The organism is Kitasatospora sp. NPDC058115 (genome assembly GCF_042884635.1).
Classification (GTDB): Bacteria; Actinomycetota; Actinomycetes; order Streptomycetales; family Streptomycetaceae; genus Kitasatospora.
This window is the reverse complement of the sequence record NZ_JBHVTL010000060.1, coordinates 1-13,578: the sequence shown is the minus strand read 5'-3', so window position 1 is coordinate 13,578 and position 13,578 is coordinate 1. Positions and strand designations below refer to the sequence as shown.

Genomic DNA, 13,578 nt, shown 5'->3' with positions numbered 1-13,578 from the left:
GCCGCGCCCGCCGCCGCACCGGCCGCGCCCGCGCCGGGCACCGCGCCCGCGACCCCGGCCGCCACCGGCGCACCCGCGGCCCCCACCGCCGCGCCGGCCGCCGACAAGGACGCCGCGCCCTCCGACGCCCGGCTCACCCTGGCCAAGCCCGGCACCCCGGTGACCGCCCCCGCCGCCAACGGCGACACGGCCCCCGGCAGCGGGGCGGTCGCCACCGGCGCGCTCGCCCCCGGCTTCACCGTCACCCAGACCACCACCGTCACCGAGCAGCGCGGCCTCGGCCTGTCCGGGATCACCTGCACGCCGTCCGGCACCGGCTTCTGGTTCGCCGGCGGCTCCACCGCCGAGGGCCGCACCGACTACATCAGCCTGGTCAACACCGAATCCAGTGCCGCCGTGGTCGACCTCAAGCTCTACGGCGACAAGGGCCTGATCGAGAACGACGCCGCCAACGGCATCACCATCGCCCCCGGCAGCTCGCAGTCGGTGCTGCTGTCGACCCTGAGCAAGGGCCAGGTCGCCGACCTCGCCGTGCACGTGGTCGCCCGCACCGGCCGGGTCGGCGCCGCCCTGCACGCCGCCGACGCCGGCAAGGGCGCCGACTGGGTGCCCGCCTCCGCCGACCCCGCGCCCGTCCAGGTCATGCCCGGCCTGCCCGCCGACACCTCGGCCGCCCGCCTGGTCGTCTGGGCCCCGCCGGAGGACGACGCCGACCTGAAGATCGAGCTCTCCGGCAAGAACGGCTGGTTCACCCCGGCCGGCAACGAGTCCATCCACGTCAAGGCCGGCATGGTGGCCGCCGTCGACCTCGGCAAGGTCACCCGCGACGAGGTCGCCGGCCTGCGGGTGTCGCCCAGCGACGACAAGCACCCCACCCCCGTGGTGGCCGGCCTGCGGATCGACCGCGCCGGGGCCGGCGGCAAGTCCGACGCCGCCTGGCTGGCCGGCACCGTGCCGGTCGGTGCCCGCGCCACCGTCGCCGACAACCGGGGCGGCGGGGCGTCCACGCTCTTCCTCACCTCCACCGGCGAGGCCGCCACTGTCCGGGTCACCGCCTCGGCCGGCACCGGCGGCGGCACCCCCGCCACCCAGGAGGTCCAGCTGCCCGCCGGCGGCACCGTCGCCCTCCCGGCGCCCGAGCCCGCCGGGCTGAACGGCAGCTTCGCGCTCACCGTGGAGACCGTCTCCGGCGGCCCGGTCGCCGCCGCCCGGATGCTCGCGATCCCCGTCAAGGACGTGCCGATGTTCACCGTCCAGGCGCTGCGCGACGACCGCTCCAGCGTCAAGGTCCCGCAGGCCGCCCAGGACCCGGGCGTGGTCCTGCGCTGAACACCCCCGCGACGCCGCAGGGGCCGCACCCGTCGACCGGGTGCGGCCCCTGAGGCGTTCGCCGTGCTCAGTCCTCGTCGTACCGCGGGTCGATCGCGTCGGGGGAGAGCCCCAGCAGCTCCGCCACCTGCTCGATCAGGATCTCGTGCACCAGCGCGGCGCGGTCCTCCCGCGACTTCGCCCGGATCTCCACCGGCCGCCGGTACACCACGATCTGGCTCTTGCGCCCCTGCCGGCCCGGCGAGACCCGGCCCAGCGGCACCCCGCCGTCGGGATCGGTGCCGTCCGGCTCGTGCAGCGGCACCTCCTGGACGGCGAACTCCACCTCGATCAGCTGGGGCCAGCGCCGCTCCAGCCGTTCCACCGACTCGCGCACGTAGTCGTCGAACAACTCGGAGCGGGTGAGCGAGATCGGGACCTGCGGCGGCGCCAGCGGGCCGCGCAGACCCCGGCCGTGCCGGTCGCGGTGCCGCGGGCGGCGCGAGGGACCCGTCGATGACTGCGGTGCGGAGCTGTCCATATCACTGCCGAGCGTAGTCCTTGGACGCCCGGAAGTGGACCACCCCCGCAACGGTTCGCCAGGGGCGAGCGGAGCACCCGGGCGGCGCGCGGGCGGCGACACGGCACACCCTCCGGACAGGCGGTCTTCGCTCCCCGGCAGGGAGTGCTGTACCGTCCACCCTCGTGAGCTCTGTACGTCGTTGTTCGCGGACCGCGTGCGGCCGTCCGGCCGTCGCGACGCTGACGTACGTCTACGCGGACTCCACCGCCGTCCTCGGACCGCTCGCCACCTACGCCGAGCCGCACTGCTACGACCTGTGCGCCGAGCACGCCGAGCGCCTCACCGCCCCGCGCGGCTGGGAGGTCGTCCGGCTCGTGGCCGAGGCCGGACCGCTGCGCCGCAGCAGCGACGACCTGGAGGCGCTCGCCAACGCCGTCCGCGAGGCCGCCCGCCCGCAGACCCCGCGTCAGGGCCGCGCCCCCGAGGGCGAGTCCACCGAGGGAAGCCGCCGCGGCCACCTCCGGGTGCTCCGCTCGCCCGACAACTGACCCGCCGCCCGGCACCGTCCCGCTCCCGCCCCCGCACCAACCGCCGCGCCCGCCCGGGTACGCTCCCCCCTACCGGGTGGCGGCCGCCGCCGTGCCCGGACGTATCCGTGACCACGGGGCGATCAGCCCGCCGGCCAGGCCGCGCGCGTTCGCCGATCAGACACAGAACCAGGGTGGAGCCGCAGTGCGCGACCTCAAGCAGCTCGTGAAGGCGTACGACGTACGGGGCGTCGTCCCGGACCAGTGGGACGAGAACCTCTCCCGCGCCTTCGGCGCCGCGTTCGTGCAGGTCACCGGCGCGACCGCGATCGTGGTCGGCCACGACATGCGCCCCTCCTCCCCGTCGCTGACCCGGGCCTTCGCCGAGGGCGCGGCCGGCTACGGCGCCGACGTCGTGCAGATCGGCCTCTGCTCGACCGACCAGCTGTACTACGCCAGCGGCGCGTTCGACCTGCCCGGCGCGATGTTCACGGCCAGCCACAACCCGGCCGAGTACAACGGCATCAAGCTCTGCCGGGCCGGCGCCGCCCCGGTCGGCCAGGACACCGGCCTCGCCGAGATCCGCGAGCTGGTCGAGTCCTGGACCGGCGAGGACGACACCGTCACCGTCCCGGCGCGCGACGTCCGCCCGGGCACCCTCTCCGAGCGGGAGACCCTGCGCGGCTACGCCGACCACCTGCTCGGCCTGGTCGACCTCACCGCCGTCCGCCCGCTGAAGGTCGTCGTCGACGCCGGCAACGGCATGGGCGGCCACACCGTGCCCACCGTCTTCGACGGCCTGCCGATCGAGCTCGTCCCGATGTACTTCGAGCTGGACGGCACGTTCCCCAACCACGAGGCCAACCCGCTCGACCCGAAGAACCTGGTCGACCTCCAGGCCGCGGTCCGCGAGGCCGGCGCCGACCTCGGCCTCGCCTTCGACGGCGACGCCGACCGCTGCTTCGTCGTCGACGAGCGCGGCGAGCCGGTCTCCCCGTCGGCCATCACCGCCCTGGTCGCCGCCCGCGAGATCGCCCGCGCCAAGGCCGCCGGCGAGGCCGAGCCGACCGTCATCCACAACCTGATCACCTCCTGGACCGTCCCCGAGGTGGTCCGCGAGCTGGGCGGCACGCCCGTGCGCACCCGGGTCGGCCACTCCTTCATCAAGCAGGAGATGGCCGTCACCGACGCCGTCTTCGGCGGCGAGCACTCCGCGCACTACTACTTCCGCGACTTCTGGCGCGCCGACACCGGCATGCTCGCCGCGCTGCACGTGCTGGCCGCCCTCGGCGGGCAGCCGGGCACCCTCTCCGAGCTCACCGCCGAGTACGACCGCTACGCCGCCTCCGGCGAGATCAACAGCACCGTCGCCGACCAGGCCGCCCGCACCGCCGCCGTCCGCGCGGCCTTCGCCGTCGAGGGCACCACCGTCGACGAGCTGGACGGCCTCACCGTGGCCGGGCCGGACTGGTGGTTCAACCTGCGCGCCTCCAACACCGAGCCGCTGCTGCGCCTGAACGTCGAGGCGAAGGACCCGGCGAGGATGGCCGAGCTGCGCGACGGCGTGCTGGCCGTGGTCCGCGCCTGACGTACGGCCCCGGTGCCCCGGCCGGTAGGGTTTCCTCTCGGCCGGGGCACCGCCGTGCCGTCCGCCGCCACCCCCGCACCGAGACCGGAGACCGAACGCCATGAAGCTCGAATCCTTCCTGCTGGAGATCCTGGTCTGCCCGCAGTGCCGGGCCGCGCTCACCGAGGGCGGCACCGAGGAGCAGCCCGAGCTGGTCTGCACCGGCGCGGACTGCGGCCTGGTCTACCCGGTGCGCGACGGCATCCCGGTCCTGCTGGTGGACGAGGCCCGCCGCCCGGCCTGATCCTGGACGGGGCGGCCCCGCCCCGGCCCGCCCCGCGCCCGCCGTCCTCAGCGCCCAGCCACCAGCCGGAGGCCCGCCGCATGCTCGACGACACCCTGCTCGACGACCCGGCCGCCCTCCGGCGCGCCGACCACGACCGCGCGCTGCTCGCCCTCGCCGGCTCCGGCGCCCGGGTGCGCACCGCCCTGCGGCTCGCCGACGCCGCCGGCCTGGACCGGCTGCGCCCCGACGGCCGCCCGCGCGCCGTCCTGGTCGCCGGGCACGGCAGCGCGCTGACCGCCGGCGAGATGCTGGCCGCGCTGGCCGGCACCGCCAGCCTGGTCGCCCCGCTGCCGCCCACCGACGCCGCGCCCGTCCCGCGCCCGGACCGGGCCACCGCCCCCGCCGCGTTCACCGCCGGCCTGGCCTGGCAGCTCCCCGGCTGGGCGGGCCCGCTCGACCTGCTGGTGATCAGCTCCGCCGACGGCGGCGAACGGGGTCTGGTCGCGCTCGCCGAGCAGGCCTACGCACGCGGCTGCGCGATCGTCGTCACCGCGCCCGCGGGCAGTGCGCTCGCCGAGGCCGCGCTGCAGGTCCGCGCGCTGCCGCTGCCCTTCGTGCCGTCCGCCGTCGAGCCGGCCGAGGCCGGCGCGCCCGGCGGCCCCGGCTCCGAGCCGGACCTGCCCGCCGAGGACCCCTCGGCACTCTGGGCCCACCTCGCGCCGCTGCTCGCGCTCGCCCAGAAGCTCGGTGTCACCCAGCTGGCCTACGACGCGCTGCCGCGCACCGCGGACCTGCTGGACGCCACCGCCGTCCGCTGCCGGCCGGACGCCGCCGCGTACACCAACCCGGCCAAGGGGCTGGCCGCCCGGCTGGCCGGGACCGTCCCGCTGCTGTGGGCCGAGGGCCCGGTGGCCGGCGCGGCGGCCGTCCGCTTCGCCGCCCAGCTCGCCGACCGGGCCGGCCGTCCCGCCCTGGCGGGTCTGCTGCCGCAGGTGCTCACCGCGCACCGCGGCATGTTCACCGGGCAGCTCGGCGCGGGCGCCGACCCCGACGACTTCTTCCGCGACCGGGTCGAGGAGCCGGACCCGCTGCACCTCCAGGTCCTGCTGCTGCGGCAGGTCCCGGGCGAGGGCGACGCCGGGCCGTCCGGGCCCGGCCCGGCGGGGGAGGAGGACGACGGTCCGGCCGAGGTGCCGGCCGACGACGCGGGCCCGCGCAGCTTCGGCGCCGGCCGGGCGCACCGGCTCGCCGCCGCCCACGACGTGCGGCTCACCGAGTACGCCAGCCGCCGCTCCGACCCGCTGCACGCACTGGCCGACCTGGTGGCGCTCACCGACTTCGCCGCCGTCTACCTGGGCCTCGCCGCCGCGCAGTCCTGAGTCCGCGGGGGCCGGCCCGGTACCGTATGCGGTCGACGGCGACCGGGACACCGGGCGTCCGGGCACGGGCCGCGCGGACGGCCCCCGACGGAGGGACCTTCCGAGCATGAGCACCGAAGGCGGTACCAAGGCGCTGGTCGCGGCGCTGACCGCGAACCTGGGCATCGCGGCGAGCAAGTTCGTGGCCTTCGCGTTCTCCGGCTCCTCCTCGATGCTCGCCGAGAGCGTGCACTCGCTGGCCGACTCCGGCAACCAGGTCCTGCTGCTGGTCGGCGGCAAGCGGGCGCAGCGCGCCGCCACCCCCGAGCACCCGTTCGGCTACGGGCGCGAGCGGTACATCTACGCGTTCCTGGTGTCGATCGTGCTGTTCAGCGTCGGCGGCATGTTCGCGGTCTACGAGGGCTACGAGAAGATCGTCCACCCGCACGAGCTGGACAACTGGTACTGGCCGGTGGGCGTGCTGGTGTTCGCGATCGCGCTGGAGGGCTGGTCCTTCCTGACCGCGTTCCGCGAGGCCCGCAAGGACAAGGGGACGCACGGCTGGCCCGCGTACATCCGCCGGGCCAAGGCGCCCGAGCTGCCGGTCGTGCTGCTGGAGGACACCGGGGCGCTGATCGGCCTGGTGCTGGCGCTGTTCGGCGTGGGGCTGACGGTGATCACCGGTGACGGCATCTGGGACGGCATCGGCACGCTCTGCATCGGTCTGCTGCTGATCGCCATCGCGTTCGTGCTGGCGGTCGAGACCCGCTCGCTGCTGCTCGGCGAGTCGGCCCACCCGGAGACGGTGGGCCGGATCCGCGACGCGCTGGTCGACCACGACTCCGTCGAGCGGGTCATCCACATGCGCACCCTGCACCTCGGCCCGGAGGAACTGCTGGTCGCCGCCAAGATCGCCGTCCCGGCCGACTCGACGGCCGCCGAGGTCGCCGAGGCCATCGACGCCGCCGAGTCGCGGGTCCGGCGGGCGGTGCCGATCGCCCGGGCGATCTACCTGGAGCCGGACATCTACAGCGCCGAGAAGGAGGCGGCGGGCGACGACCCGTACGCCACGCCCGGCGGGCCGGTCCCCGGCGCGCACTGAGCCACCGGCACGGCCCCGGGCGGGAGGCCGAAAACGGCCGTAGCGGGCCGCCGTCCGGGGCCGTCGGTGTAGATTCGTCCCCAGAGCCAGAACGTCGCTGCTGATGGCGGTCGATCGGCGGCCCGCCCCCGAGGGGGTGCGCGCCGGTCGAGGGAGAGAGGTCCTCCGACGGTTTGTGCCGAGCAACGGGGCTCCGTGCCGCGCCGGTCGGACCGTGCCGCGGGCCGGGTGCCCCGGCGTCGTCGCACACCCGTGCGGCCCGCCGTGTTGTGACGCACTCCAGGACCTTGGCCACACCCCACCCGTCACACGAGGAGCAGACGCATGTCGACCGACATCACCGGTGACTTCAAGGTCGCCGACCTTTCCCTGGCCCCGTTCGGCCGCAAGGAGATCCAGCTCGCCGAGCACGAGATGCCCGGCCTGATGGCGATCCGCGCCGAGTACGCCGAGTCGCAGCCGCTGGCCGGCGCCCGGATCACCGGCTCGCTGCACATGACCGTGCAGACCGCCGTCCTGATCGAGACCCTCACCGCCCTCGGTGCCGAGGTCCGCTGGTGCTCCTGCAACATCTTCTCCACCCAGGACCACGCGGCCGCGGCCATCGCCGTGGGCCCGGAGGGCACCCCGGAGAACCCGCAGGGCGTGCCGGTCTTCGCCTGGAAGGGCGAGACCCTGGACGAGTACTGGTGGTGCACCGAGCAGGCGCTGACCTGGCCGGACGGCAAGACCCCGAACATGATCCTGGACGACGGCGGCGACGCGACCCTGCTGATCCACAAGGGCGTCGAGTTCGAGAAGGCCGGTGCCGCGCCGGACCCGTCCACCGCCGACAACGACGAGTTCCGCATCATCCTGGAGCTGCTCAACCGCACGCTCGTCGAGACCCCGAACAAGTGGACCGAGGTCGCCGCCACCATCAAGGGCGTCACCGAGGAGACCACCACCGGTGTCCACCGCCTGTACGAGATGCACCGTGACGGCAAGCTGCTGTTCCCGGCGATCAACGTCAACGACTCGGTCACCAAGTCGAAGTTCGACAACAAGTACGGCTGCCGCCACTCGCTGATCGACGGCATCAACCGCGCCACCGACGTCCTGATCGGCGGCAAGGTCGCGGTCGTCTGCGGCTACGGCGACGTCGGCAAGGGCTGCGCCGAGTCGCTGCGCGGCCAGGGCGCCCGGGTCATCGTCACCGAGATCGACCCGATCTGCGCGCTGCAGGCCGCGATGGACGGCTACCAGGTCGCCACCCTGGAGGACGTCGTCGAGACCGCCGACATCTTCATCACCACCACCGGCAACAAGGACATCATCCTCGCCTCCCACATGGCGCGGATGAAGCACCAGGCCATTGTCGGCAACATCGGCCACTTCGACAACGAGATCGACATCGCCGGCCTCGCGAAGCTCCCGGGCGTCGTGAAGACCGAGGTCAAGCCGCAGGTCCACGAGTGGCGCAAGGCCGACGGCCGCACCATCATCGTGCTCTCCGAGGGCCGCCTGCTGAACCTGGGCAACGCGACCGGCCACCCGTCCTTCGTGATGTCCAACTCCTTCGCCAACCAGACGATCGCCCAGATCGAGCTGTTCACGAAGACCGAGCAGTACCCGATCGGCGTCTACGTCCTGCCGAAGCACCTGGACGAGAAGGTCGCCCGCCTGCACCTCGACGCGCTGGGCGTGAAGCTGACCACCCTCACCCAGGAGCAGGCCGACTACATCGGCGTCCCGGTCGAGGGCCCGTACAAGCCCGAGCAGTACCGCTACTGAGCGGTCCCGCCGACCGGCCCCGCGCCGACGCACGCCGGTGGCCGGCACTCCCCGCGGGGAGTGCCGGCCACCGGCGTGCGCGGACCGGGTTCAGTTGAAGACCTCCGTGGTCCAGGCGTTCTCGTCGGTGCCGAGCGAGGTGACCCGGTCGAGTAGACCGTTGAAACCGCCGATCGAGGCGAACGGCGCCTCCCCCTCCATCGCCGAGACGCAGAGCTTGAGGCCGTTGGAGCTCCGGCAGGTCGTCGGCAGCTGCAGCGCCCCGGGGATGGCGGGGGCGGTCGGAGCGGTCGTGGCCGGCGCGACGTCGGGACGAGCGCTCACCGTGATCGGCTTGCCGTTCAGCGTGAAGCCGACGGACGCCGTCCACGGATAGGCCCGGGTGGCTTCGACGCCGTGGTCCAGGCTCGATCCCGACTGGACCAGGCCGGGCGGCACATCCGTGATCGTGAAGGGCAGGGCCACTGCCTGGGGCGCGGCGTGGACCCCGGCCGCGACCTGCGCCATCATGTTCGCGACGTTGTCCGGAGCGCCCACGTACGAGGCGTGCAGCTCGGCCCAGCGGCCGTCGGCGAGCTCGAAGCGCAGCGTCCGGTCCTGGCCCCCGGCGCTCGGGTCGCCCGGCGCGATGCCGACCCAGTACGCCGGCCGGCCGTTCACCGGCGCGGTGTCCACCCGGTACCGCAGGCCGACCCCGGCGCCGAGGTCGAGCGGGGGTTCCACCCCGGCCCCGTACACGGTCAGGAAGAGCAGCTGGCGGTTGAAGTCGGTGGCGGCGTCCGTCTGCTTCGGGCCGATGGCCTTGGCCTGCGCCGCCTCCGGCTGCCCGGTGAAGCCCTTGTTGTAGACGAAGGCGTCGAAGCCGGCGGGCAGCCAACCGAAGGTGGCCTGCACCACGAGCGGGTCGTGACCGGTGTCCGGGCCGACCCGTGGGCCGACGGGGACGGTGGCCGTGGAGCCGGAGCCCGCCGCCTGGACGGCGGAGCCGGAGCCGGCCTCCGGCCAGGCGGTGCTCAGGGTGGCGGCGCCGACCGCCACCGCCGTCACCGCGCCGAGCACGGCCAGGCGCCGGCGCCGCAGCCGGGAGCGGCCGGACCGGATGGACCAGGAGGTGTCGGGCAGGGCCGTCGGCGCCGGGGAGTCGGCCAGCGCGGTGAGCTCGGCGGCCAGCCGCTGCTCCGTCGCGGAGAGCGAGGACGAACCGTCGTACAGGTCGTTCACGAGGGGATCCTTTCGGAAGGACCGGCCGCGGTCGCGGCGGTCTCGCGGTCGAGGAGCCGGCGCAGTGCGTCCAGGCCCCGGGAGCACTGGCTCTTGACGTTGCCGGTGGAGCACCCCATGGCGGCGGCGGTCTGCTCGACGGTGAGGTCGCAGTAGTAGCGCAGCACCACCGTCGCCCGCTGACGGGGCGGCAGGGCGGCCAGCGCGGCGCGGAGGTCGACCGAGGCGTCCAGGTCCGCGACGGCCGCCGCCCGTTCCGGGAGCGCCTCCTCGCGGCGCCGGGCCGACCACCGGCCCCACGGCGAGCGCTGCTCGGCGAGGAACGTGTTGACGAGGACCGTCCGCACGTAGCCGTCGATGTTGTCCGCCTTGGAGACGCGGCCCCAGCGCACGTAGAGCTTGGTCACCGTCTCCTGGGCGAGGTCGTCCGCGCGGTGCCAGTCACCGCACAGCAGGTAGGCCACCTTGCGGAGCCAGGGGCTCCGGGCCGCGGCGTACTCCGTGAACTCGGCGTCGCGGGTCTGCTTCGCCATCGATGGGATCTCCCTTCCGGCGATGCCTCGGTTCGCAGCGCCCACCTCCCTGATGCGGGCCGCCGGGAGGAGGTTGCATGCCGCCGCCGGAAGACCGCGGCCGTAGGCTTTCGGGCATGCCCAACGGCCGGTACTCGCTCCACGACACCCATGACCACGTCCTGCTCGGCGAGGAGCGGTTCAGCTGCGCGCCCGGCCCGGCCGGCTGGCGGTACGTCTCCAAGACGTACGCGCCGGACGGCCGCGTCCTCGGAACGGTGGACCTCACCCTGGACTCGCGCGCCCGGCCGCTGCGGATGGAACTGCGCGCGGGCGGCTGGCAGGTGCGCGGCGGCGCCGTCGACAGGGTCGCCTGGGTGCGGGCCGACGCCTCCGACCCGTCCGGCGAGCAGGCGGCCGAGGGCCACGACCGGGCGCACGGCTTCACCGGACGCTCGCCCGGCTTCCTGGTCGCCACCGCGCGGATGCTGCGGCTGCGGGAGGGGGCGAGCGCGCGGGTGCGGCTGGTCGCGTTCACCGAGCCGGTGCTGGCGCCGCGCACCCTCGACCAGGGGTGGCTGCTGGAGGGCGTCGAGACGCACGGGACGGACTCGGGGCCGCTCGTCGTCGAGCGGTACCAGGTGGCGGACCTGGAGACGGGCGAGCAGCAGGTGGTGCACCTGGCGGGGGACGTGGTGCTGGCGGCCGGGGGGATCGAGCTGGAGGAGCTGGAGTCGCCGCCGAACGCCTGGCCGGCCGCGTTCGGGGACGGGACCGGCGAGGAGCTCGGTTAGGCGGGCCCGGGTGGCGTCAGGCGGGCGGGGCGAAGCCGGTGCCGGAGGCCGGAGGCGTCGGCGCGGCGGGCGGGGCCGGGGGAGCGGACGGGGTGGCCGGCGGGGCCGGCGCCCACGCCTCCTGCGGGGCCGGCTGCTGGGCCTGGGCCTGAGCCTGGGCGTGCGTCTGCGCGTGCTGCTGAGCCTGCTGTTGGGCTTGCTGGAAGGCGTACCCCTGCGCCCGGCTCCACTCGCGCCGCTGGCGCTCGGTCAGCACCGCCCCCAGGTACGCCGCCGGGTGCACCCCGTACGGCACCGGGTGGCCGGTGCGGGCCGCCAGGTCGTCCGCGAGCCGGGCGGACATCCGGTGGGCGACGGTCTGGTCCAGCTCGCCGATCCGCCCGAGGAACTGCCGGACGGCCAGCCAGAGCGGCTCCGGCACGGCGGAGAGGTCCAGCGCCACCAGTTCGCCGCCGATCGCCTGCAGCAACTGCGGGTTCACCGGCGGCAGCGCGATCGCCGCCCCGCTCCCGCCGGGCACCCGCTCGCGGACCACCAGCGTCCCCGCGAAGACGTCGCCCAGCCGCTTGCCGTCCGAGGACACCACCGAGCAGACCACCGCCGGCACCCCGAACAGCACGATGATCTCCAGGAAGCCGACCAGCCCGCGCACCAGCGTGTGCCGGAACCGCACCGGCCCGCCGTCGCTGCGCACCACGCGCAGCCCCAGCGCGGCCTTCCCCAGCGAACGGCCGCGGGTCAGCGTCTCGATCATGACCGGGAGCGCGACCAGGAAGAAGACGGTCAGCCCGATCGTCACGGCGGCGACCGCCGCGCCGTCCAGGTCGACCAGGACCAGGCTCAGCAGCAGGGTCGTGGCGACCAGTCCCGCGAGCTGCACGGTGAGGTCCAGTGCGATCGCCAGCCCCCGGCTCGGAAGCTTCGCCGCGCGCAGGCCGAGGACGACCGCCTCGCCCGTCACCAGGTCGCTCAAGACACCCGTCCGTTCCCGTCGGTGGTACGCGGTCCGTGGGCGGGGAATCCGGCGGATCGGCCCCCACGATCCCGAGATCTGCTGCCGTCAACATACGGGGCCGCCGAGCCCGCCGGGAAGTGAGGTCCCGGCGGTCGCCGCACCCCCCGGCCCTGGCATGCTGGGCCCACCTGTCCGCACCGCCCGACCTCGCGCCCCGCGCCGATCATGGAGCCGCCGCATGGACCTGGACGTCTTCGTCGCCACCCACCAGGGGGAGTGGGCCCGGCTGGACGAGCTCGCCAGGAAGCGGCGCCCGACCGGGGAGGAGGCCGACGAACTCGTCGCCCTCTACCAGCGCGTCACCGGGCACCTGGCCAAGGTCCAGGCCGCCGCGCCCGACCCGACCCTCGAAGGCCGGCTCACCAGCCTGGTCTCGCGGTCCCGCGACGCGGTCACCGGCACCCGGACCAGCGGCTGGCGCGACGTCGCGCGCTACTACACGGTGAGCTTCCCGGCCGCCCTCTACCGCTCGCGGCGATGGTGGATCCCGGTCGCGGTGCTCTCGCTGCTCGCCACCGCGCTGGTCGCCTGGTGGGTGGCCGGCCACCCCGAGGTCCGCAACAGCCTGGCCGCGCCGGCCGAGCTCCGTGAGATGACCCGGCCCGGCGGCGCCTACGAGACCTACTACTCCGACCGCCCGGCGAGTTCCTTCGCGGCCCAGGTCTGGACGAACAACGCCTGGATCGCCGTGCAGTGCCTGCTCTACGGCGTGGTGCTCGGACTCCCGGTGCTGTGGGTGCTGGCGAGCAACGTCCTCAACCTCGGCCTCGGCGTCGGGCTGATGGCGTCCGCCGGCCGGCTGGACACCTTCCTCGGTCTGCTCATCCCGCACGGCCTGCTGGAACTGACCGCCGTCTTCGTCGCCGGTGGCCTGGGACTGCGCCTCGGCTGGACGATCGTCGACCCCGGCCCGCGCACCCGCGCCACCGCGCTCGCCGAACAGGGCCGCTCGATCATCGGCATGGGCATCGGTCTGGCGACGGTACTGGCGGTGTCCGGCGTCCTGGAGGCGTTCGTGACCCCCTCCGGCCTGCCGACCTGGGCCCGGATCGCCATCGGCGCGCTCGCCGAGGTCGCTTTCCTGCTCTATGCGCTGGTGTTGGGCCGCAAGGCCGCCGCAGACGGGGAAACCGGAGACCTGGATGCCGCCGACCGGGCGGACCTGCAGCCGGTCGCGGCCTGAGTCGATGTGATCCACAGGCTCCTGACCTGCTACTCTTCTTGAGCTCCAGCCAAACCATTGACGTGGTAGGGGTGGGCGAGTAGGTTTGAACGGTTGGGACCGACTGGACACCAGTCAGACTCGGGCGTTAATGTCTACGACACCGCCGAGTCGAGGTGAGTGTGCTTCATCGAATGCACGCCCTCTCCGACAAGGTAAATCCAGGGACTGAGCACACCGGAAGCTTTGATAGGCTTCGGGGCGAAGTCGAAGGAAATCCCCCCAGCGGGAATCGGACGAATGAAACTCCGGAAAACGGAGCGGAAAACATCTGGTAAGCTGGAAACACGAAAGAACGAAGCGCCCGGAGGGCCGGTGTGAAAGCCGCCCGATGGAAGCGTCCGTTCCTTGAGAACTCAACAGCGTGCCA

13 protein-coding genes are annotated in these 13,578 nt (G+C 74.3%); 9 read left to right on the top strand and 4 right to left on the bottom strand.

Going from position 1 to position 13,578, the window contains the following annotated elements; genetic code table 11:
* Nucleotides 1–1,329: DUF5719 family protein (locus ACFVVL_RS35130; RefSeq protein ID WP_387682622.1), on the top strand; the 1,329-nt coding region annotated here is incomplete at its 5' end.
* A 67-nt stretch (nt 1,330–1,396) separates the two neighbouring features.
* Here the strand turns inward: ACFVVL_RS35130 and ACFVVL_RS35125 are convergent.
* Nucleotides 1,397–1,849, bottom strand: a complete 453-nt coding sequence (locus ACFVVL_RS35125) for a metallopeptidase family protein (protein ID WP_350554486.1) — start codon at nt 1,847–1,849, stop codon at nt 1,397–1,399.
* A gap of 164 nt (nt 1,850–2,013) precedes the next feature.
* Here ACFVVL_RS35125 and ACFVVL_RS35120 point away from each other — a divergent pair, with 164 nt between their 5' ends.
* From ACFVVL_RS35120 to ahcY, 6 genes are all read left to right on the top strand, one after another.
* Nucleotides 2,014–2,379, top strand: a complete 366-nt coding sequence (locus tag ACFVVL_RS35120) for a DUF3499 domain-containing protein (protein WP_380298043.1) — start codon at nt 2,014–2,016, stop codon at nt 2,377–2,379.
* A gap of 184 nt (nt 2,380–2,563) precedes the next feature.
* Nucleotides 2,564–3,946: a phosphomannomutase/phosphoglucomutase gene (locus tag ACFVVL_RS35115; RefSeq protein ID WP_387682617.1), complete on the top strand. Its 1,383-nt coding sequence runs from the start codon at nt 2,564–2,566 to the stop codon at nt 3,944–3,946.
* Nucleotides 3,947–4,046: 100 nt separating this feature from the next.
* A complete protein-coding gene (locus tag ACFVVL_RS35110) occupies nt 4,047–4,229 on the top strand; it encodes a Trm112 family protein (RefSeq protein ID WP_380298041.1) in 183 nt (60 codons plus the stop codon).
* Nucleotides 4,230–4,309: 80 nt separating this feature from the next.
* Nucleotides 4,310–5,590 (top strand): SIS domain-containing protein, encoded by a 1,281-nt coding sequence (locus ACFVVL_RS35105; RefSeq protein WP_387682614.1) that lies wholly within the window; start codon nt 4,310–4,312, stop codon nt 5,588–5,590.
* A gap of 106 nt (nt 5,591–5,696) precedes the next feature.
* Nucleotides 5,697–6,671 carry a cation diffusion facilitator family transporter gene (locus ACFVVL_RS35100; protein WP_387682611.1) on the top strand — a complete coding sequence of 325 codons (975 nt, stop codon included), beginning with the start codon at nt 5,697–5,699 and terminating at the stop codon, nt 6,669–6,671.
* Nucleotides 6,672–6,995: 324 nt separating this feature from the next.
* Nucleotides 6,996–8,444: an adenosylhomocysteinase gene (gene ahcY / locus ACFVVL_RS35095; protein ID WP_380298036.1), complete on the top strand. Its 1,449-nt coding sequence runs from the start codon at nt 6,996–6,998 to the stop codon at nt 8,442–8,444.
* A 90-nt stretch (nt 8,445–8,534) separates the two neighbouring features.
* Here ahcY and ACFVVL_RS35090 read toward each other — a convergent pair whose 3' ends face one another.
* The gene (locus tag ACFVVL_RS35090) at nt 8,535–9,665 is read right to left on the bottom strand and encodes a hypothetical protein (protein ID WP_387682607.1); all 1,131 of its coding nucleotides are present in this window, start codon (nt 9,663–9,665) and stop codon (nt 8,535–8,537) included.
* Nucleotides 9,662–10,198, bottom strand: coding sequence for a SigE family RNA polymerase sigma factor (locus ACFVVL_RS35085; protein ID WP_380298375.1), 537 nt, complete (start codon nt 10,196–10,198; stop codon nt 9,662–9,664). Before ACFVVL_RS35085 ends, ACFVVL_RS35090 begins: the two co-directional genes overlap by 4 nt.
* Before the next feature lie 116 nt (nt 10,199–10,314).
* On the opposite strand from ACFVVL_RS35085, the gene ACFVVL_RS35080 reads away from it, so the two are divergent.
* Nucleotides 10,315–10,971, top strand: a complete 657-nt coding sequence (locus tag ACFVVL_RS35080) for a hypothetical protein (RefSeq protein ID WP_387682604.1) — start codon at nt 10,315–10,317, stop codon at nt 10,969–10,971.
* 16 nt (nt 10,972–10,987) lie between these two features.
* Here ACFVVL_RS35080 and ACFVVL_RS35075 read toward each other — a convergent pair whose 3' ends face one another.
* On the bottom strand, nt 10,988–11,944 hold the full coding sequence (locus ACFVVL_RS35075) for an RDD family protein (RefSeq protein ID WP_387682601.1): 957 nt from the start codon (nt 11,942–11,944) through the stop codon (nt 10,988–10,990).
* A gap of 220 nt (nt 11,945–12,164) precedes the next feature.
* On the opposite strand from ACFVVL_RS35075, the gene ACFVVL_RS35070 reads away from it, so the two are divergent.
* Complete coding sequence (locus ACFVVL_RS35070) at nt 12,165–13,169, top strand: stage II sporulation protein M (protein WP_387682598.1); 1,005 nt, start codon at nt 12,165–12,167, stop codon at nt 13,167–13,169.
* Nucleotides 13,170–13,578 lie beyond the last annotated feature (409 nt).

Bases quoted from the DNA above. Each gene is read 5' to 3' on its own strand.
- ACFVVL_RS35125 (WP_350554486.1), bottom strand. From the start codon at position 1,849: ATGGACAGCTCCGCACCGCAGTCATCGACGGGTCCCTCGCGCCGCCCG.
- ACFVVL_RS35110 (WP_380298041.1), top strand. From the start codon at position 4,047: ATGAAGCTCGAATCCTTCCTGCTGGAGATCCTGGTCTGCCCGCAGTGC.
- ACFVVL_RS35105 (WP_387682614.1), top strand. From the start codon at position 4,310: ATGCTCGACGACACCCTGCTCGACGACCCGGCCGCCCTCCGGCGCGCC.
- ACFVVL_RS35100 (WP_387682611.1), top strand. From the start codon at position 5,697: ATGAGCACCGAAGGCGGTACCAAGGCGCTGGTCGCGGCGCTGACCGCG.
- ahcY (WP_380298036.1), top strand. From the start codon at position 6,996: ATGTCGACCGACATCACCGGTGACTTCAAGGTCGCCGACCTTTCCCTG.
- ACFVVL_RS35085 (WP_380298375.1), bottom strand. From the start codon at position 10,198: ATGGCGAAGCAGACCCGCGACGCCGAGTTCACGGAGTACGCCGCGGCC.
- ACFVVL_RS35080 (WP_387682604.1), top strand. From the start codon at position 10,315: ATGCCCAACGGCCGGTACTCGCTCCACGACACCCATGACCACGTCCTG.
- ACFVVL_RS35070 (WP_387682598.1), top strand. From the start codon at position 12,165: ATGGACCTGGACGTCTTCGTCGCCACCCACCAGGGGGAGTGGGCCCGG.